Origin of the sequence: Echinicola pacifica DSM 19836 (genome assembly GCF_000373245.1) — a bacterium.
Taxonomy (GTDB): Bacteria; Bacteroidota; Bacteroidia; order Cytophagales; family Cyclobacteriaceae; genus Echinicola; species Echinicola pacifica.
The window spans coordinates 708,048-728,202 of sequence record NZ_KB890738.1 but is presented as its reverse complement, the minus strand read 5'-3'; the positions used below and the strand labels follow the sequence as shown (position 1 = coordinate 728,202).

General features: G+C 44.6%; 13 protein-coding genes. 7 read left to right on the top strand and 6 right to left on the bottom strand.

The window, feature by feature from the left end; translation table 11 throughout:
* Positions 1–108: 108 nt before the first annotated feature.
* Positions 109–801: a peptidoglycan DD-metalloendopeptidase family protein gene (locus B050_RS0103040; protein ID WP_018472410.1), complete on the bottom strand. Its 693-nt coding sequence runs from the start codon at positions 799–801 to the stop codon at positions 109–111.
* A 57-nt stretch (positions 802–858) separates the two neighbouring features.
* Here B050_RS0103040 and B050_RS0103035 point away from each other — a divergent pair, with 57 nt between their 5' ends.
* Positions 859–1,812 (top strand): threonine ammonia-lyase, encoded by a 954-nt coding sequence (locus B050_RS0103035; RefSeq protein WP_018472409.1) that lies wholly within the window; start codon positions 859–861, stop codon positions 1,810–1,812.
* Between the two features lie 1,128 nt (positions 1,813–2,940).
* Here B050_RS0103035 and B050_RS0103025 read toward each other — a convergent pair.
* From B050_RS0103025 to B050_RS0103015, 3 genes are all read right to left on the bottom strand, one after another.
* Positions 2,941–4,083 carry a cysteine desulfurase family protein gene (locus B050_RS0103025; RefSeq protein WP_018472407.1) on the bottom strand — a complete coding sequence of 381 codons (1,143 nt, stop codon included), beginning with the start codon at positions 4,081–4,083 and terminating at the stop codon, positions 2,941–2,943.
* Positions 4,084–4,112: 29 nt separating this feature from the next.
* On the bottom strand, positions 4,113–5,504 hold the full coding sequence (glmM, locus tag B050_RS0103020; protein ID WP_018472406.1) for a phosphoglucosamine mutase: 1,392 nt from the start codon (positions 5,502–5,504) through the stop codon (positions 4,113–4,115).
* A gap of 70 nt (positions 5,505–5,574) precedes the next feature.
* Positions 5,575–5,805 carry a hypothetical protein gene (locus tag B050_RS0103015; RefSeq protein ID WP_018472405.1) on the bottom strand — a complete coding sequence of 77 codons (231 nt, stop codon included), beginning with the start codon at positions 5,803–5,805 and terminating at the stop codon, positions 5,575–5,577.
* 74 nt (positions 5,806–5,879) lie between these two features.
* Between B050_RS0103015 and mazG the strand changes: the two genes are divergently transcribed.
* Entirely contained in the window at positions 5,880–6,674 is a 795-nt protein-coding gene (gene mazG / locus B050_RS0103010; protein ID WP_026235585.1) for a nucleoside triphosphate pyrophosphohydrolase, read from the top strand.
* 130 nt (positions 6,675–6,804) lie between these two features.
* The gene (locus B050_RS0103005; RefSeq protein WP_018472402.1) at positions 6,805–8,580 is read left to right on the top strand and encodes a chloride channel protein; all 1,776 of its coding nucleotides are present in this window, start codon (positions 6,805–6,807) and stop codon (positions 8,578–8,580) included.
* Between the two features lie 711 nt (positions 8,581–9,291).
* Here B050_RS0103005 and B050_RS0102995 read toward each other — a convergent pair.
* Positions 9,292–11,073: a sodium:solute symporter family protein gene (locus B050_RS0102995; RefSeq protein ID WP_026235584.1), complete on the bottom strand. Its 1,782-nt coding sequence runs from the start codon at positions 11,071–11,073 to the stop codon at positions 9,292–9,294.
* 368 nt (positions 11,074–11,441) lie between these two features.
* Between B050_RS0102995 and B050_RS0102990 the strand changes: the two genes are divergently transcribed.
* Positions 11,442–12,524 carry a phosphotransferase enzyme family protein gene (locus tag B050_RS0102990; protein WP_018472397.1) on the top strand — a complete coding sequence of 361 codons (1,083 nt, stop codon included), beginning with the start codon at positions 11,442–11,444 and terminating at the stop codon, positions 12,522–12,524.
* A 341-nt stretch (positions 12,525–12,865) separates the two neighbouring features.
* On the opposite strand, the gene B050_RS0102985 is transcribed toward B050_RS0102990, so the two are convergent.
* Positions 12,866–15,124 (bottom strand): TonB-dependent receptor family protein, encoded by a 2,259-nt coding sequence (locus B050_RS0102985; protein WP_018472396.1) that lies wholly within the window; start codon positions 15,122–15,124, stop codon positions 12,866–12,868.
* Positions 15,125–15,369: 245 nt separating this feature from the next.
* Here B050_RS0102985 and B050_RS0102980 point away from each other — a divergent pair, with 245 nt between their 5' ends.
* The 3 genes from B050_RS0102980 (at position 15,370) to B050_RS0102970 (ending at position 20,147) form a co-directional block, all read left to right on the top strand.
* Entirely contained in the window at positions 15,370–17,424 is a 2,055-nt protein-coding gene (locus B050_RS0102980; RefSeq protein ID WP_018472395.1) for an alpha-L-fucosidase, read from the top strand.
* 241 nt (positions 17,425–17,665) lie between these two features.
* Entirely contained in the window at positions 17,666–18,694 is a 1,029-nt protein-coding gene (locus B050_RS0102975) for a hypothetical protein (protein WP_044201509.1), read from the top strand.
* Positions 18,654–20,147, top strand: coding sequence for a hypothetical protein (locus B050_RS0102970; RefSeq protein WP_026235582.1), 1,494 nt, complete (start codon positions 18,654–18,656; stop codon positions 20,145–20,147). The genes B050_RS0102975 and B050_RS0102970 overlap by 41 nt, the downstream gene beginning before the upstream one ends.
* Positions 20,148–20,155: the final 8 nt, after the last annotated feature.

The following is a 20,155-nucleotide window of genomic DNA, read 5'->3' as shown; positions in this document are numbered from 1 at the left end:
TGATTCTATGGGAGAGTATCAGAGCAGACCGCAAAGCTATATCAGATCCATTATCACTGAAGGGTGGGCCAAAAAGCCTTAAGGTACTTGGACCAGTCTAGTCGTCCATTATTCCTCAAGTCCATCGGGAAACAGGATCGAAAAGGGGTCTGGGCAGTTCTCCTGATAAAAGTCTTTTTCGGCAGGGGTACATACTCCCGGATAGTCACCGCTATTATTTTGCAGGTCCTTGATCAATTGGAAATGCAGGTGGGCCGGCCAGTTTCCATTTTCGGGAAAGGGACCGATGGTGCACAGCGCATCTCCTTGCTGGACCTTCATCCCCACATATATCCCTGCCAGGTCCTTTCTCGACAGGTGCCCAAATAGGCTATAGATCGTTTCTGATCCAATAGGATGTTTGAGAATGATGGTAGGCCCATAATTACCAAATTCATCATTATCCTGAAAACTATGAATCTCCCCATCCCAAGGTGCATAAACGGCTGTATCGGCGGGCGCCCATACATCGAGACCCAGATGGATGGAGCGCATATGCTGCGGCTCAGTACCAAAAACGGCACTTCGATGGTAAATTGCCCTTGGCTCCAAATAGCCGCCATAGCCAAACTGCTTGCCATGAGAAGCAAGGCTGTCGAAGATAAAACTAGAAAATAGCGCCGTATCGTCTAGATTAACTTTTTGGAGTTCTTTATTTGCCGCAGTAAGGTCCAAGGGCATGCCTTGAGCAGCGGAAAAGTGGCCTCCTAATAGGGGAAAGGCCTTTGGCAGATTTATGGTATTTTTATCGGAAGGAATCATCAAGGTTAATTACTTAAAATCGCATATTATAGGTTCTATTTATTATATTAAGCCTTTATGGAAAAACATAATATTCCGCAGTTATTGGATATCCAACAAGCACATCAGAGGATCCGGGCCTATATCCACCGCACGCCCTTGCAGACCTGTGCGGCAATCGACGCGATCGCTGGCTGCCAAATTTACTTCAAATGTGAGAACCTCCAAAAAGTTGGTGCTTTTAAAGCACGTGGAGCGACCAATGCGGTGTTGAAGTTAAGTGGAAACCTAAGGGCAAATGGCGTTGCGACGCATAGCAGTGGCAATCATGCCGCAGCACTCGCCCGGGCCGCCACCAAGGTGGGGGTAAAATCCTATATCGTCATGCCTTCCTCCGCGCCAGAAATCAAAAAAGCAGCGGTACGGACCTATGGCGGCGAAATTATCGAATGTGAGCCCACCTTAGCAGCAAGGGAAGAAATGCTGATTAAGGTCGTGAATGAAACGGGAGCGACTTTCATTCCCCCCTATAATCATATGGACATCATCGAGGGCCAAGCGACTTGCGCCTTGGAAATGTGGGAAGAAAATATAGCTTTTGATAGCATCCTGACTCCCGTGGGAGGCGGAGGATTATTAGCAGGCACCGCCTTGGTCACCCATTATCTAAACAAGAAAGCCAAGGTCTATGCCGGAGAACCTGAAGGAGCCAATGATGCCTGGCAGAGTTTCCGCGCCGGAAGCCTCATCCCCGTATATCAACCAAAGACGATCGCAGACGGGCTTATGACCTCACTGGGAGATATCACCTTTCAGCTGATCAAAACCCACGTAAAGGACGTGTTTACCGTCTCCGAAGAAGAGATCGTATCCGCCATGCGCCTGATCTATGAGCGCCTAAAGCTAGTAATAGAACCAAGCAGCGCAGTTCCCCTAGCAGCACTTTTAGCCAACAAAGAAGTCTTTGCAGGCAAAAACATAGGCATCATACTCTCTGGCGGCAATGTAGATCTAAGCAAATTGCCTTTTTAAAGAGCATTGACTAAAGGATGGATACTTGGCTGACTCCTTGAGCCCAACCTTTAATAATAAGTAAAAAATGCCTAAGCAAAGCTACAAGAGGCAGTTTCATTCCCATTGATCCCATCGATACCATACTTCCACTTGAATTTCTAATTTGCGCAGCACTAAGTCCGTAGCCCAGTATCGTCATTTCTAAACTTGCTGACTTAGAAATTCCCCCAACTTTATGCACAACTCCAAAGTTCGGGATTTTTTTTGGGCGTTACCACAAGGGTCGAGCTATCCGTTACAAGTCCTCGCTCATACTTCGCTGCGGGCTTTCCACTACTATCTCTAACGCTTAAATCTATGCTCATTATGAAATTTTAAAATTCCACACCAGGAAGAAACCGAGAGGGTAAAATAATATCCTTATTATCATAGCGGAAGAAATACTTTTCTAAAATGAATGTGTTTCCTTTTGCCTTATAATTACTTGAAAAATGGAAAAAATCTAGCCCTAAACATAATGAAGGGATAAGCCCTTACCACTAAATGGAAGATTCCTTCTGGGCCATTGGTCAAATACCTTCCAATTATCAAAATGGATCTCGCGATCAAAAGAAGTGAAAAGTATATGGCTTGTGAAATCAAGCCAATAGCCTTAATTATAGTGTGTACATATATATTATCATTCTAGGCGTAAGGTCAGAAATCCCTTGAGCCTTAAACTAAACTATCCGATAATCGGAACCTGGGCTACTTTGAATTCCTGCAAGGGGCAGATGAAAGGACTATTTCCAGTAGTAGAAATGGCATCAACTGATTTTATCAACACACCTCAAACCTTGGAATTAAACAATAAATTTTTGTTTGCTAAAGTCATCTCGGGAAGAAATCCCTCAGATTAAGTCTTGGGGAACGGCAAAAGCAGATCCATGGGCATTCCTCGCCACTTGTGGACTTAAACCTCTGTGAGGAAGATCTCTCATTCACAAGCCTCCAAAAGAAGGGGCTGTATCGAAGCATAGATGCTGGAGGGATATTATTACTATTTCCCTCAATGAAGCGAGGGTATTCTTATAAAAAAAACAAAAGGCTGACCAAGGTCTAATTCACCTAGGTCAGCCTCTAAAGCCTTCACCATTCCCTATTTTATTAGACGGTGACGCTGTACATTTCTTTGAGTTTGCTTACGGTATAGTCGATTTCCTCAGCGGTATTAAACCTGCTGAATGAAAAGCGTACAGAATCTCTCTCCGCGGACGCACCTAGAGCCTGCAAAACATGGGAGCCTACGGTGGCGCCGCTGCTGCATGCCGAACCTCCCGAAGCGGAGATTCCATGGAGGTCCAAATTGAAGAGCACCATACCGCTATTTTCTTCCGAAGGTGGCAGGCTCACATTCAGGACGGTATATAGACTTTTGGAGAGATCAGCAGATAGTCCGTTGAAGGACACCTCTGGGATGGCATCTCTTAGCTGATGGATAAATCGATCTTTTAGCGCTTCCATATGGACCTGATGCTCATGCATCTCAGCATAGGCCAGCTCCAGCGCCTTAGCGATGCCCACGATACCATATACATTCTCGGTTCCCCCTCGCATGCTTCTTTCCTGAGCCCCGCCATATATAAAGGGTCTGATTTTATTTTTCTTATTGAGGTATAAAAACCCAGAACCTTTGGGTCCGTGGAATTTATGCCCTCCCGCCACTAGGGCATCGATAGGAAGTGTTTTGAGATCATGAGTATAATGCCCCATGGTCTGCACCGTATCGGAATGGAAGAATACGCCATATTCACGACATACTGCTCCTATGGTTTCGATATCGTTTATATTACCTATTTCATTATTGGCATGCATGATAGACACGAGACTTTTAGGGTGTTTGCGCACCCAGTCGGTAAGATGATCCATATCGATCTCCCCCTTTTCGTTGACCTGAGCCAAGTCCAGAGTGATATGTCCACGTTTATGGCATTCTTCCAGTGTATGCAGCACCGCATGATGCTCCAGTGGGGAGGTCAGCACATGTTTGATATCATAAGAATCCAGGGTACAAACCAAGGCTGTATTGTCAGCTTCTGTGCCTCCGGAAGTAAAAAAGATTTCCCCAGGACTAGCATTGAGGATTTCCGCTACTTTTTTCCTGGATCGCTCAATGGCGCTTCGTACTTCCCGCCCATGTGAATGAACAGAGGACGGATTGCCATAATACTGACTTAAATAAGGCAGCATAGCTTCCAGCACCTTTGGATCCATCGCCGTGGTGGCAGCATTGTCTAAATACACTTTCATTCTCTTAACTATATATGGGTTGTAATTACTTATTTCCCTGCGGAAATCACCTCTTTAATATCAAGAATCAACTTGTTGGAGAGGTGGTCTGCAGTCGCTTTGGACTCTGATTCAGAATAAATTCTGATAATCGGTTCGGTATTTGATTTTCTCAAATGAACCCATTCTTTCTCAAACTCAATTTTCACCCCATCGATGGTATTGATGGGCTGCTTGCTATATTTTCTACTGATCTGATCCAGGATAGCATCTACATCTATATCAGCTGTCAGTTCAATTTTATTTTTGGAGATATAATAATTTGGATAAGAAGCTCTCAACCTGCTGGTTGTTTTGCCAAATTTAGCCAAATGGCTAAGGAACAATCCGATCCCAACCAAAGCATCTCTACCATAATGGGAGGCCGGATAGATAACTCCACCATTTCCCTCGCCGCCGATCACAGCATTGGTTTCCTTCATTTTATTCACCACGTTGACCTCACCCACAGCAGCGGCATTGTATTGGCCTTTATGCTTTTCGGTCACATCTCTGAGCGCGCGAGTGGAGCTGAGATTGGACACGGTATTGCCCGGGCTATGCGCCAGGACATAGTCGGCCACGGCTACCAAGGTATATTCCTCGCCAAAGGGAGATCCATCCTCTGTAAGGAAAGCCAGACGATCCACGTCGGGATCGACCACTATTCCGAGGTCAAATTTACCATTTTTTAGTTTACTGGAGATATCACGCAGGTTCTCTGGCAGAGGCTCAGGATTATGAGGAAAGTGGCCATCTGGCTCACAATACATCTTTTCGACCTTTGTCACGCCCAGTGCTTCCAGGAGTTTTGGCAGCGCCAGTCCTCCGGTAGAATTGACGCAGTCAATCACTACGCTGAAGTCAGCGGCGGCGATAGCCTCCTTGTCCACCAGGTCTAGGCCCAGTACGTGCTCTATATGCAGGTCAATATAATTGTCCTTGGTGGTATAGCTACCGAGGTTTTTTACTGTTGCAAATTCAAAGTCCTCCTTTTCGGCTTTTTCGAGAACTTCCTGACCATCGAGGTCAGAGATAAATTCCCCTTTGTCGTTTAGGAGTTTTAATGCATTCCACTGAATGGGGTTATGGCTAGCGGTAAGGATGATGCCTCCACCGGCTTTTTCGAGAGGCACGGCAAATTCCACCGTTGGGGTGGTACTCAGCCCTAGGTCGATCACGTGGATGCCCAAGCCTTGTAGCGTGGCGGTGACCAATTTGGACACCATTTCTCCAGAAATCCTGGCGTCTCTCCCGACCACAACGCGTGGATTCCCGGTTTTTTCGAGTATCCATGCCCCATATGCAGAAGTAAATTTGACTACGTCTATTGGAGAAAGACCTTCTCCAGACTTGCCACCGATCGTTCCGCGAATACCGGAAATTGACTTGATTAATGCCACTATAAAATGTGTTTAGTTGATGTAATAATAAAAAATCCAGGGTCTGAAAAATTAATTCCAGACCCGATTATTATTTAAATTTTGCCATTACTTTGTTTACTTCCGAGTCTGGATTTCCGCATTTTTCTCCATCGTCCATCTTTTTGCCGCAATAGCTGCATGACTCACCTTCCTTATTAAGGAAGGGATTTTGTGATGCGCATGTGCCCTTAAACTGTCCGTTTTTCAGGAAAATGAGCCTTACAGACATCATTATGAAAAACAAAGCTAGAAATCCTAAAGTCAAATATAGTGTTGCCATATCCAATTAATTTGCCCAAATTTACGTAATACTTTGAAAACGTCCTCACGATCCAAATAGTTTCCCTGTTTCTTATGTCTGAAATTTCCTCCAGAAAACAACAACTTGAAGCATTTGACCGTCTGCTTACCATAATGGATGAGCTCCGCGAGCAATGTCCCTGGGACAGGAAACAAACGATCGATAGCCTCCGACATTTGACTATTGAGGAAACTTTTGAGCTTTCGGACGCAATATTAGATAATGATCTGGAAGAGATCAAAAAAGAATTGGGAGATATCCTCCTCCATATTGTTTTTTATGCCAAAATAGGCTCAGAGAAAGGAGCCTTTGATATGAGCACCGTCATCGACGGATTATGCGAAAAACTCATCAGAAGACATCCCCATATCTATAGCGACACCCAGGCCGATGATGAGGAAGCCGTGAAGCAGAACTGGGAGAAAATAAAGCTCACCGAAAAGGGCAATACCAGTGTCCTTGGCGGAGTACCCCGATCACTTCCCGCCTTGATCAAAGCCATGAGAATCCAGGAAAAAGCCCGAGGAGTAGGCTTCGACTGGGATGACCAAGCGCAGGTATGGGAAAAGGTGGAAGAAGAAATGGGAGAGTTCAAAGCCGAAATGGACCAGTCCGGAGAACAGCAAAAGGAAAAAGCCAGCGGCGAGTTTGGAGATTTACTTTTTTCCTTGATCAACTATGCGAGATTTGTCGATATTAATCCCGAGGAGGCATTAGAGAAAACCAATAGAAAATTTATCCATCGATTTCAATATTTGGAGGAAGCTGCACGTAAAGCCGGTAAAGATTTGGCAAATATGAGCTTGGCCGAAATGGATATTTTTTGGAATGAAGCCAAAAGTCACTAAGCAACACTTAACTTCCTGATTTCATTAGGATAGGATCATAAATAATAGTTAATTTTGGAGTTAATTATCAGACTCAAGCCCATCGACCTAAACATCACCGCAATTTATAGAGATAGAATAACTTACCGTTTTGGCAAAAGACATTATTACCCGATTTTTAATCTGGAGACTTAAGCATCTTAGCACTAAGAATTTTGTTTTAATTCTCAGTGGGGTCATCGGTATCCTTACCGGGCTGGCAGCGGTGATCCTAAAAGTCTCCGTCCACGGAATACAGCATTGGCTCATCGAAGGGTTTCAAATCGAATACGCCAACTTCTTTTTTATTCTTTATCCCCTGGTCGGTATATTCCTCACCTATGTAGTGGGCAAGTACATCGTCAATGATTATGGTGGACACGGCATACCCGAGATCCTATATAATATCTCCAAGAAAAAAAGTGTCATCCCAAAGGTAAAGATGTACAGCCGCGTGATCACCTCCTGCCTGACGGTAGGACTAGGAGGATCCGTAGGACTAGAGGCTCCCATCGTGGTCACAGGCTCCGCCATAGGCTCCAATTCCGGCTCCCTGATGCACCTAAACTCCAAGAAAAGAAATATCCTGATCGGATGTGGGGCAGCTGGCGGCATATCGGCGATCTTTGGTTCCCCCATTGGAGGGGTGATCTTTGCGATTGAGGTAATCCTGATGGAAGTCAATGTGGGCTCCTTTATTCCGCTGCTGATCGCCTCCGTACTTGGATCACTCACCAGTATGATCCTAATCGGAAACGATCCACTCTTCCATTTTAACCTTTCGGGGGAATTTATTGCTGCGCACACCCCATTCTATATCTTCTTAGGAGTGATCACAGGGCTTATTTCGGTGTATTTTATCAAGGCCGTGCTCAAGACCGAGAAAATGCTCGATCGCCTGACCAACCCGTGGCTGAAGATCCTATACGGTGGTGCTCTCCTTGGTTTGATTATATTCTTCTTCCCATCCATCTATGGGGAAGGGTATAGCACGCTAAATTCACTGATTCAGGGCGATCCTAATGTCTTGCTAAACCGAAGTCCTTTCTTCTCTGAGATCAATAATTCCTATTTCATATTATTATACCTTCTATTCATCATCTTTGCCAAGCCCATAGCAGCAGCATTGACGATTGGCAGTGGGGGTAGCGGCGGTATATTTGCACCTTCCTTATTTGTGGGAGGCATTACCGGTTTTCTCTATGCCTACGCCAATAACTTCCTAGGAATATATATCCCCATTCCCGTGGCCCATTTTACCCTGGTGGCCATGTGTGGGGTGATGAGTGGGGTACAGCATGCGCCACTGTCCGCGATATTCCTGATCGCAGAGGTGACGGGAGGTTATGAACTTTTTGTGCCCCTGATGCTGGTGTCTGCGATTTCTCTGGCCACCACAAATTATTTTGATAAAAATAGCCTTTATAAAAATCAGCTTATTGAGCAAGGCAAGCATATCCCTGAAACTAAGGATGAGGAAGTGCTCGGGCTTATCGATATTCGTAGGATAATGGAGAAAGACCTGCTGCCGATCCATCCAGATGCCCTGCTCAAGGACCTGTGTGGGCTGGTAAAACTCTCCAATCGGAATGTCTTTCCGGTAGTGGATGAAAAAGGCACCCTCAATGGGATCATCACTTTAGATGATATCCGTGATATTATGTTTGACAAGGAAAAACAAGAAATCGTGCAGATCAGGCAGCTGATGCACAGTCCTCCAGACACCATCCAGCCTTCCGAAAGTATGCGTGAGGTCATGGATAAATTTGAAAAGTCGGGTGCCTGGAATCTACCGGTGGTAGATAATGGTAGGTATCTGGGCTTCATTAGTAAATCCAGGATTTTCAACGCTTATAGGACGCGCCTCATCCGACAACAACGAGAGTAAAAGAATAAAATTTTGTTTTGACCTTTATCCACTTTCGCCCACAGGGGCTATTCTGATAAAAAATTCATTTTCAGGGTTTTATCCACAAAATGGCTATTTTGCTAAACCATATAACTAACTGATCCACTGCAACTTAAGCCTACCTAAATCAAGACTGTGGATAACTGTTGATATTTGTGGATAAAATTAGGGTAAATTTTTTGGATGCTTTTGCGCTTAAATTTGGCCTATTTTTCAGGGCGACCCTTCATCAAAATGATAGAGAAATAAGGCTTGGATTTTAGAAATTCAGAATAATCTACTTTTCTACTAAAACCATTTATTTATTACCAAAAAAAATCCTCCCCATAACTCATACTTGTTAAAGCCGAGCCTCCCCAATTTTGTAGCAGTTTACCTACTCGGCTAAGGGAAGCACCTATCAGTCGTTGACCTTTCATAGGCTTGATAATACTATAATTTTCATTCCCCAAGGGGTAAATTCTAAATAGGAATAGAGTACAAATTACGCTAAGCTCAGGGTCCTAGTAAAAAAAGGGCTGTACCTATACACACCTATTGAGCAGAAGCTTCTAAGGTTCCACTATTGCTATGCTAAGGACTGGAAAGTGATAAAGGTATTAGATCAGGTAAAAAAATATTTCTTATTAAATCAAAAAGCCCTTCCATACCGAGGTATAGAAGGGCTTTGATATTTATTGATATAAGATTCTAGAACAATTTGATCTTGCCCCAGCCTCTAAATAAAATCACAAATCCTATGGTACTGACCGTAAAGGCCAGTATGGCAGGGATGGTATCATCATACAACCAGAATCCGATAGCGAATAGCGCGGAATAAATCGCGATAGACCCAGCCACCATAAGACCAATTTCGAATGGCAACTGACCTTGTTCTGCTTCGATCTCCGGATGTCTATTCAATAGTTTTCTCCATCCATAAGCTGCTGGTTTCACTTTTTCGTAGAACGTCTTCAGCACCTTATCATCTTCGGGCTTAGTCACCAGGGTAACGGTCAGCCAGGTAGCGGTGGTTACCATCACTCCATAAAGAAGCTTAAGGTATTCCATTCCTTCCGGGATAGAGATCAAACCAATCTTAGGGTTGATCACTTCGAAGAATAAGGCTACGAGGAAGGAGATGATCATTGCTGATATTTCAGTATAAGCATTGATTCTCCACCAGAACCATCTTAAGATAAAGATGAGACCGGTACCAGCACCGATTTGCAGAAGGATATTGAATGCTTCCAGGGCATTGCTCAGCGCAAGGGCCAGAAGTGCTGCAAAGGCCATCAATAATACAGTGGAGATACGTCCCACGTTTACGAGCTCCTTATCGGTAGCCTCAGGCTTTACAAAGCGTAAGTAGAAGTCATTTACCACATAGGACGATCCCCAGTTGAGGTGAGTCGAAAGTGTGGACATTACCGCTGCGATCAATGAAGCAAGGACGATACCGATCAAGCCTGGAGGCAAGTAGGTCAGCATAGCTGAGTAGGCAAGGTCATTTCCAACCTTATCTGCTGGCATATGCGGAAAGGCCGCTTGAAGGTCACTGATCTCCGGGAATACTACTAAGGAAGCCAAAGCGATGATAATCCACGGCCAAGGTCTCAATGCATAATGGGCAATATTAAAGAACAAAGTGGCACCAATAGCATTTTTCTCATCCTTGGCAGAAAGCATACGCTGGGCGATATACCCTCCTCCTCCTGGCTCTGCACCTGGGTACCAGGTGGCCCACCACTGGATGGCGATAGGCACAAGCAATAAAGGAATGACCTCATTCATATTATTAAAATCCGGAAAGAAAGATAGCTTATCCGATACATTCGGGTGAGCTAGCAGATTCTCTAAAGATCCTACTTCAGGAAGGTCCAGGATATATACTGCCGCGCCAATAGCACCGGCCATTGCAATAAAAAACTGGAAGAAATCGGTCAGCAAAACACCTTTCAAACCTCCAAGGGAACTGTAAATCACAGTTACTATAGAAGCGATCAATAAGGTCTGTACTGGGGTTAAACCTAGCATCACCCCGCCAATCTTAATCGCTGCAAGGGAAACCGTGGCCATAATCATGATATTGAAGAATACACCAAGATATATCGCTCTGAAGCCTCGCAGAAAAGCCGCCGGCTTGCCGCCGTACCGGAGTTCATAAAATTCCAAATCCGTGGTGATCTCTGATCTCCTCCACAACTTGGCATATACAAATACCGTTAGCATACCTGTCAGTAGGAAACACCACCAGCCCCAGTTGCCGGAAACCCCGTTTACCCGGACAATGTCCGTAACTAAGTTTGGTGTATCTGCCGAAAAGGTCGTCGCAACCATCGATACACCTAAAAGCCACCAGGGCATATTACGCCCAGAAAGAAAGAAGTCCTTGGAACTCTTCCCCGCAGATTTTGATGTAAACAACCCTATGAGCAAGGAAATAATAAAGAAGGCGGCTATTATGCCCCAGTCTAATGGTGAAATGTTCATATTATATTACTATAAGTGTTTGCGAAATCAATGTGATAATACTCAATCTTATTCGAATTAACTATAATTTTTAGTTTTATAAAATTTTACACTTTTATAAGCGTACTTATCAAAGAAATTTTACTAATGTATTCATAAATTCAATAATTACAAAAAAAAGTATGTTGCTACTCTTTAATTTTATTTCCCCAAAGAAAATAATTATTAACGAAACGATACAATTTTAGTAAACCTTTTTTATTTTTGGGTTCGTTTTTAGATACAAAAACTTTCAAACTCTTTTGTATTTACAACCGCTAATATAATAATGACTTATTTAGATTTCAAAATGGAATCCAAATTCTAATTTGGCAGTAACTACCAAAATCATGAAAGATTCTCCTTATTCTCCGCAGGAAATGGCATTAATTACCAATCAGCTCCTAGGAATGTACGGCATAGACGAAGAAGTGATAGAGCTCAAGCCTTATGGTTCAGGACATATTCACAAAACATTTTTCCTATACACCCCCAGCAAAAAATTTATTTTGCAGGGATTTAATAAAGCGGTATTTACTCATCCCGACCGCATCGGGGCGAATCTTCAGGCCGTTCAAAAAACTTTAGAAGGTCAACATTTGCCTTTTGAGCTGCCCTTGCCTATCCCCACCATCACTGGAGAATCCTTTGCCACTCTCAATGGAGAGCTATTCCGGCTATTCCCCTTTGTAAATGGGCTAAGTATCAATTCGGCCGAAACACCCCATCAAGCTTATCTTGCTTCTAAGTCTTTTGGGGAATTTATAAAAGCCTGTGCCTCTCTAAGTGGTGATCAGATGATTCCAGTAATAGATGGTTTCCATGATCTCGCTCTGCGATACCGCCAGTTTGAAAATGCACTAAAAGCCTCCCAGGTACCAAAAACAGACGAACTGATGCACTGGGTGAAGTTTTACCAGAAACAAGTGCTACTTGTTCGAAAATATAGAAGATATACCGAGATCCTACCCTGGAGAGTCACCCACAACGACACCAAAATCAATAATGTCATCTATGATGCTGACTTCACCAAAATCAATGCGGTCATCGACCTTGATACCGTGATGGGTGGATATGTATTTTATGATTTTGGGGATTTGGTGAGAACTGTCGCCTGTACCGAGGAGGAGTCCTCCACCGATTGGGAAAAGGTAAATATTGACCTCGACAAATATGAGGCACTTTTGCAGGGATTTCAAGAAGCTCTGCAGGAAGTCCTCAGCCCGGAGGAGATTGACTCATTAACCTTTGGGGGTGAGATGATGGCCTGCATCATGGGCTTACGCTTCCTCACCGACTACCTCAATGGAAATATCTATTACCCTATCAAATACCCAATGCAGAACTTTGATAGAGCCAAAAATCAAGCCTTATTGCTCATGGCTCTGCAAGAAAAACGGGAGCTGATCGAGCAAATGGTCAAGATCTCCTAAAGGAAAACTCACTTATCCCTATTCCCAATAATAAAAAATCAGCTAAGGGATGGACGGCCTGGGCTCAGCCATGCAAATAATTGTCTGGCTATGCCTCTTCATCAGCCATTGAAGCTGGTGAAGCTGAGGCTGGAAGAGATTGCTGCAATTATAGACAAACCCGGCCGCAGCATAGCCTATCACTATTGAATAAAGCCATGTCTTCCGGCTGCCCACCACTATAGAAAAAAATAGGAAGGAGTATATTCTGCTAAGTTTCCTCGCTCCCTTATAATACCTTATAGCAAATTTTGGATTTTCCTTCTCGTGATTAAGTCCTAAGGACCAAAAACACCAGCCTCTTAATAAGCCAGTCTGAATTTCAGCCCGCCATAATAGTTTCTAGCTGCAGCTGGCTGGTAATAGCGACCACCAAAAGCATTGAGATCATTCCCCAAACTGTACTTTTCATCGAGCAAATTGTCCACTCCTGCAAAAGCCTCCATCGTCCAGGCCTCGCCTATACGTGTTCTCCAGCCTATACGAAGGTTTGCCAGATGATAGGGATCCTGGAACACCGAATTGTCATCAGTCAGCGGAATGCTATCCACCCATTGGTAGGTGAAATTAAGGTAAAGACCGGATATTGTCTGCAGGTCTAGCGTATTCACCAGGTTATTGGGGGGCACACCGGTCAGCTTATTGCCAGATAGGTCTTCGCCACCATCGTAATAATCCTTGAACCTGAAGTGGTGATAAGAATAAGCATGGCCTATTCGTAATCCTTGCAGCCAGGAACCCGGACTATGGATCAGGTCGTAATCCACCTTGGCCTCAAAGCCCTTCTGATCCGTGGCCCCAGCATTTCTGAAGAGTACCACGCCTTGATCATTGGTATAAGTGGTGATGGTTTCGTTTAACTTGAAATAAAACAAACTTCCCTCCACCCGAAGGTTATTCTCGAAAAATGCCCCACGATAGCCCGTTTCATAATTGGTACCTCTCTCGGGGTCCAGATCCAAATTGATACTACCTTCATTCGTCCTTACCTCATCAATAGTAGGAGGAGAAAATCCCGAGCTGATACTCCCAAATACGGAAGACTTCTCATTTAGCTGAGCCGAAATGGCAATTCTAGGAACAAGCACTGGGTCAAAAGTTCTGCCTACCTCATAAGGCAGCCCTGTGCTGGCATCCACCGTTCTATTAATGTCAAATCGAGAGAAATTTTCACTTAGCCCTGCCGTCATTAATATTGTCGATGTCCAACTCACTTCGAGCTGCTGAAAGAGAAAGCCTTGACTGGCCAGCAAATCATCTGAAAACCGAATGGTATCGGCCTGACCATTTCGATTGCCGAAATTCTGCGCACTGGTATTGGCAAATTGATATTCCCCACCCACAATCATCCGCACGGGAAACTGGCCCCACTTATCGTCCAGGGTAAATTTAGTTCGTCCACCATATCCGTACTGCGTTTCTTTTTTATAATCTAGGTTAAAGGGATTTTCGAAATCGGTAGTTTGAATATATAAGGAGGTCTGATTGGCCCATTTACTACTGATATCATAGGCATGAACGAGGGTACCATAAAGCGTTTTTTGCTTTATTGATGCATTTTGATTGGCAGAACCCGGGCGGGCCTGCTGAGGATTTTCAGCATATTGGTCGGCGTTTAGTCCCCCGGGGATCTCATAGAATAGATCGGAATAGAGTATTTGTGTTCTGAGCTCCTGGCGGTCGGAAGGATTAAATTGGCCTGACACCTGTAATACAGAGCGGTCGAGTGCGCTATGCTCCCGATAACCATCTGATTTCTGCTTCACAAAACTCGCAGAAAGACTCCCATTTTCGGTTTTCTGCCGGACCGCAACCCGGTATTTCTGCAAGCCATAGCTTCCGCCCATGGCCTCCACCTCGGCTGAGTTTTCTTGGACCTCTTTTTGGGTAAAGCTGATCACCCCGCCATTGCCGGCACCATAGATACTTCCTGCCGGGCCTTTGATCACCTCAGCCCCATCCGTATTCGTAAGGTCCAATATATTCAAAGCAGTGGTCCCATCCGGCGCTGTAAAAGGAATCCCATCCCAGTAAATCTTCACATTCCTCACTCCAAAAGGCGCCCGTAAAGAACTCCCTCTTATGGAAATACGGTAACTCCCCGGTGCCCGCTCCTCAAAACGAATCCCGGGCTTGGTATTGAAGGCATTCACCATAGAGGTCTCGTTGAAGCGATATAGGTCTGCTTCCTCAATCTTGCTGACGGAGGCGGCTTGATTCAATAAGGAACGCTCGGTACCAAAAGAAGAAACGACGACCTCTGACAGTTGGGTCGTTCTTTTCTTCATCCTAAAAGTCAAAGATTGGCCTTGGCTAAGATCCAGAGAACTGGATTCATATGCCAGATGGCTGAGCGTGATTTTGGATTTTTCTTCTAAATCAAAAGTCACTTTTCCCTGCTCATCGCTAAAGGCCGCCGTACCATTGCTGATGCTCGCCCGTACCCCAGAGATGGGCTCGCCAGAATCAGCATCTTTTATAAAAATGATACTTTGAGCATAAGAAAAGCTTGGGGTAATAAATAGGATCAATAGGGTACTTAATAAATAGGATAGTTTCATCTGGTAAAAGTAATTATTCGTTGGTGTACGCTTAAAGGTAATTATATAGGATTACACTATAATTATATAACTGGAAATTCCCTGCTATGGATCATCGCTTGAGCTAAAAAAAGAAAAAGACTTCATACTTGTACTATTTTTGCATTTCTACTTTATTTCTTCGCTGAAATGGGTAAAATACAAATTGCCAATGCTATAATCTTAGTATATTGAAGGTTAAACCTATATTCTAAAAACCCTTTATTATGAATAAGTATATAGCACTTCTATTGCTGGCAATATCTTGCCAACCCAAAACCTCGGCCCCACCGAGTCCCGTGGAGCCCACACCATCGGAGCGCCAGCTGGCTTGGCAAGATTTGGAATTTTATGCTTTTATCCATTTCAACATCAACACTTTTTCCAATATGGAATGGGGCTTAGGGGATGAAAAGCCAGAAATTTTCAATCCCTCGGAACTCGACGCCCGTCAGTGGGCGAAGGTGGCGAAAGAGTCAGGCATGAAAGGAATCATCATCACTGCCAAGCATCATGACGGATTTTGCCTTTGGCCAACGGCCACTACCGAGCATTCTGTAAAAAATTCCCCTTGGAAAAATGGGGAGGGCGATGTGCTTAGAGAGCTTGCTGATGCCTGTAAGGAATATGGGCTAAAGTTTGGCGTCTATCTTTCTCCATGGGATCGTAATAATGCTCACTATGGTACCCCTGAATATATCGATATTTTCCGCAGCCAGCTTAGGGAGCTGCTCACCAATTACGGGGATATTTTCGAAGTATGGTTTGACGGTGCCAATGGCGGATCGGGCTATTATGGCGGTGCCAATGAGGACCGACGAGTGGATAAAAAAACGTATTATGACTGGGAGAACACCTATAAAATCATCCGTGAACTTCAGCCTAATGCGGTTATATTCTCTGATGCTGGCCCAGATATTCGCTGGGTGGGCAATGAAGAAGGCCATGCTTATCCCACCACCTGGTCTAACCTGATGCGTGACGAAGTATATGGCGGTATGCCGGAATACGCTCCGGAATATTCCTCCGGACAAGAAAATGGAACTCACTGGGTACCTGCTGAGGTGGATGTATCCATCAGACCGGGCTGGTATTATCACCCTTACGAAGACCATAAAGTAAAAACTTTACCACAGCTCTTAGATATTTATTATGAGAGTATCGGCCGAAATGGCTCCTTATTGCTCAACTTCCCTGTGGACCAGCGTGGTCTGATCCATGAAAAAGATGCAGAGCAGGTCCTTAAATTAGCCGCCAAAATCAAGGAAGACTTTGCAGAAAACCTTATAAACAACCTGGCCAGCATCGAATCTTCCTCGGACCGAGGACATGGATACACCGCAGACTTGATTGCTGATGAGAAACCAGAGACCTACTGGACCATGGGCGATGAGGAGATTTCAGGAAGTATCACTATGACTTTCGACGAGCCCACGGCATTTAATCGTTTCCTGGTTCAGGAATATATCCCTCTTGGCCAGCGCGTAAAAGCCTTCACACTGGAGGTGAAAACCGATCAGGGCTGGGAAGAAATAGCCAATGAAACCACTATCGGCTATAAGCGAATCTTAAGGCTTCCAGAAATTACCACCAGCGCCTTGCGATTTACGGTCACCGATGCCAAGTCAGTTCCGCTTATCAGCGAAATGGGGATTTATAATGCGCCCAATGTGGTCGTGGCTCCGATCGTAAAGAGAAATCCTCAGGGAATGGTAAGCCTGGAAGTGCCTGACCAAGGCGTGGACATCTATTATACCACCGATGGCACTGAGCCTAGCAAGAGCTCCACCAGCTATTCCGGGCCCTTTGCTGTGACAGAACCTCATACCATAAATGCACTAGCCATCGATCAGAAATCTGGTAAGACCAGCGAAATCAGCCGCCTGGACCTGGATATGGCCAAGGGAGACTGGAAGGTCCTCAGTGAAGGCGAAAAGCCTGAGCAGCTTATCGATGAAAATTATGGCACTTTCTATTCTTCCAAGGATAATATGGCCATCATCGACCTCGGCAAGCAGGCAGCAGTAAAAGGCTTCACCTATATGCCCATGCAAAACCGATACCTGAATGGAGTAATCCAAAACTATGAGTTTGCAGTGAGTCAGGATGGCAAAAACTGGAAAACAGTAAGCAAAGGTGAGTTTGGAAATATTGCCAACAGCCCTATCGAGCAGAAAATTAGCTTTGCAAGCAGCCCAGCCAGATATATACGTCTGAAGGCTACGAAAACCCTTGATGGAAATTCTGCGACTTTTGCAGAAATAGGAATTATTACCAAATAAAGTATTCAATAATACCCCCTATATTTCCCCGTTGGACGAACATTCCAGCGGGGATTTTTTTTTATTGGCCCAGAAATAAAAAGGATTTTACAACTTTCATTAAAAATCAATCTTTACCAATAAAACCGCAGCAGCGCATAGCCCACACAGAAGTCCAACCAAAAAATCCTAAGGAATATACCTTGACAGATATTGGGAGAGATTGTGTAATTTTGAATCTTTAACAAAAAAATGGATCGGTATGAGCGCACAGAGGTACTGGCGACACATAAGCATTTTGAGCCTTATACTTCTAGGCTTAGGGGCTGGTTGTTCCAGAGATATCCCTCCCCGGACCTCCTTTTATTTTTGGCGCACGGAGTTGAATTTATCTCACCTGGAGGTTCAAACATTGGAAAGAAATCAGGCAAAGCTATACTGCCGGTATTTTGACATCCGGCTATCTCCGGAAGGAAAGGCAATACCCGGAAACCCGGTAGGCCTGTCCGATTCGATGAGCATAGCCAGTTCGCTGGACATCATTCCGGTGGTTTTCATCAAAAACGAAGTGATGTTGGCAGAGCAAACCGAACCAAAGGCACTTGCCGAACAAACCCTCCGGCTCATCAAGCAGATGTCCTCCCGCCTGGCCTCCCCGCCCACAGAAATACAGATCGACTGCGACTGGTCTATGAAGAGCAAAGCCACTTTTATGGCTTATATGGCCGCAGTTCGTGAACAGTGGCAAGGGACAATCTCCTGCACCATAAGACTTCATCAAGTAAAATATTTTGAAAAAACAGGCATTCCTCCCGTGGATTATGGCGTACTGATGTATTATAATATGGGGGAAATAAATGCCTCTGAGGCCAATTCAATATATGATAAACAGATAGCGGACTTATATTCTTCCACCCTTACCAACTATCCCTTACCGCTAAAAGTGGCATTCCCAATTTTTGGATGGGGAGTTCATATCCGTAATAATAAGGTGCTGGAGCTCTTTGCGCGCATGGACCTCAGTCCACTTCTGGCGCAAGGAAAGCTGGTAAAGATCCGCGAAAATCGGTTTCAGGTAAGCAAGAGCTTCCTTTATGGCGATCGGTACTTTAAGCTTGGCGACGAGGTGAAATGGGAAAATATTGGTCGGGAAGACCTGTACGAAATGGCAGCCGATGTCTCCGCTCATAGCCCTAGCCCTATTGATGAGATTATATTTTATGACCTTGATGATTTTAATTTGAACCAATATGAAGAAACTATCTTTGAAGAAGTGGCTCGTACTTTCTAGCGCCTTGCTCCTCGCTGGCTATGCTATCGTAAAGGCCTGCTCGGATATATATTTTTATCCCAATTCGAATTTCACTCCTGAGGCTTTTGTCGAGGAGGATTATAGACCCTTGCTTTTATCCAGTGATTTTTTCTATACTGGCTATGATGATATTCATAACGAACGCTTCAATGAGTCCATCGTCTCCCAATGGTCTGACTACTTAGGCCATAATGTGGATAAGCAACTGATTGATTCGGTGCTGTTCCGAGCGGATTCCTCACTTATGGTCTCCTGGAAATCCAACTTCGAGGCCTTCCCCATCCAAAGTCCGAAAGCTAAAGCTGCCAACATGCTGGACTTTATGCTAATCGCCAAGCAGGTAGAAACGGCCTCGGTTAATCACCAAATTTATTATTGGCAGGAAAGGGACGTAATACGTCTCGAAGAAGAGGTGCTATTTGAGCAGATAGAAAAAAGATTTCGAACGGCAGACCATTCCTTTATGAAACAGCGCTATTGGTTTCAGCTGATCAAGGCCTATTTCTATAGCGCTGATAAGCAAGGTGAGATCGAGCCCTTCTTTGCCGCTACCAAGGATCAGATGCCTAAGGATGATTTATATTATCAAGCCATGTCCTACCTCGCGGGAGCTTACTATAAGCAGAGGGATTTTGTCCAGTCCAATGTATTATATGCTGAGGTATTTGACCAATGTACCCCATTACGCAAAGTGGCCCTGTACAGTTACCATCCTCAGGAGCTGGAAGTTTTTCTTCAGGAAACTTTACCGCAGGCCAAGGACAATGAGCTGCTTTGTGCGCTTTGGGCTCTACAGGGATATTATACCGAAGAGCTCCCTGCCATCGAGGCCATCCATGCCATCCAAGCCGATAGCCCACATCTCAGTTACCTGCTCAGCCGTCTGATCAATAAGCAGGAATGGAATATTCAGGCCGTCAATAAGGAGGAGAGTTTTGCTGAAAATAAAACCAGCCCTTATACCCAGGTGGACAAAAGCATGCTTCCCATAATCCAGAAGATCGCTGATGCCGAAGACACCGAGAAACCAGAAATGTGGTATCTGGCATTGGGCTATATGTATATGATGGATGGGCAATATCAAAAATCCCAAGATATATATCAGGCCGTTTCCCCAGACCTGCTCAGCAGTCCATTGGCCAAGAGCCAGCTGCGACTTCTAAAGCTGCTCACCAGCCTACATATGCTCACGGGGGAGTCGGATGAGGAAATCGAGCGCTTATCGGAGGACTTGCGGTGGCTGTACTTTGACTTGCCCAATGAAACCGCTGAGGGCATGCAGGATTTCCGCTACGAGCTGGCATTTGATTGGAGCCAAGACTTCCTTTCCACTTATTATAAGTCAAAGAATAATCCCATAATGGAGGAGCTTTTTAAAGGCTATGAAGCTATACCGGCTATAACCAAAATGATAATGGCTATTATAATGTAGATCAAAGG

Bases quoted from the DNA above. Each gene is read 5' to 3' on its own strand.
- B050_RS0102980 (WP_018472395.1), top strand. From the start codon at position 15,370: ATGAATAAGTATATAGCACTTCTATTGCTGGCAATATCTTGCCAACCC.
- B050_RS0103040 (WP_018472410.1), bottom strand. From the start codon at position 801: ATGATTCCTTCCGATAAAAATACCATAAATCTGCCAAAGGCCTTTCCC.
- B050_RS0102990 (WP_018472397.1), top strand. From the start codon at position 11,442: ATGAAAGATTCTCCTTATTCTCCGCAGGAAATGGCATTAATTACCAAT.
- B050_RS0102995 (WP_026235584.1), bottom strand. From the start codon at position 11,073: ATGAACATTTCACCATTAGACTGGGGCATAATAGCCGCCTTCTTTATT.
- B050_RS0103015 (WP_018472405.1), bottom strand. From the start codon at position 5,805: ATGGCAACACTATATTTGACTTTAGGATTTCTAGCTTTGTTTTTCATA.
- B050_RS0102975 (WP_044201509.1), top strand. From the start codon at position 17,666: ATGAGCGCACAGAGGTACTGGCGACACATAAGCATTTTGAGCCTTATA.
- B050_RS0102985 (WP_018472396.1), bottom strand. From the start codon at position 15,124: ATGAAACTATCCTATTTATTAAGTACCCTATTGATCCTATTTATTACC.
- B050_RS0103035 (WP_018472409.1), top strand. From the start codon at position 859: ATGGAAAAACATAATATTCCGCAGTTATTGGATATCCAACAAGCACAT.
- B050_RS0103025 (WP_018472407.1), bottom strand. From the start codon at position 4,083: ATGAAAGTGTATTTAGACAATGCTGCCACCACGGCGATGGATCCAAAG.
- B050_RS0102970 (WP_026235582.1), top strand. From the start codon at position 18,654: ATGAAGAAACTATCTTTGAAGAAGTGGCTCGTACTTTCTAGCGCCTTG.
- mazG (WP_026235585.1), top strand. From the start codon at position 5,880: ATGTCTGAAATTTCCTCCAGAAAACAACAACTTGAAGCATTTGACCGT.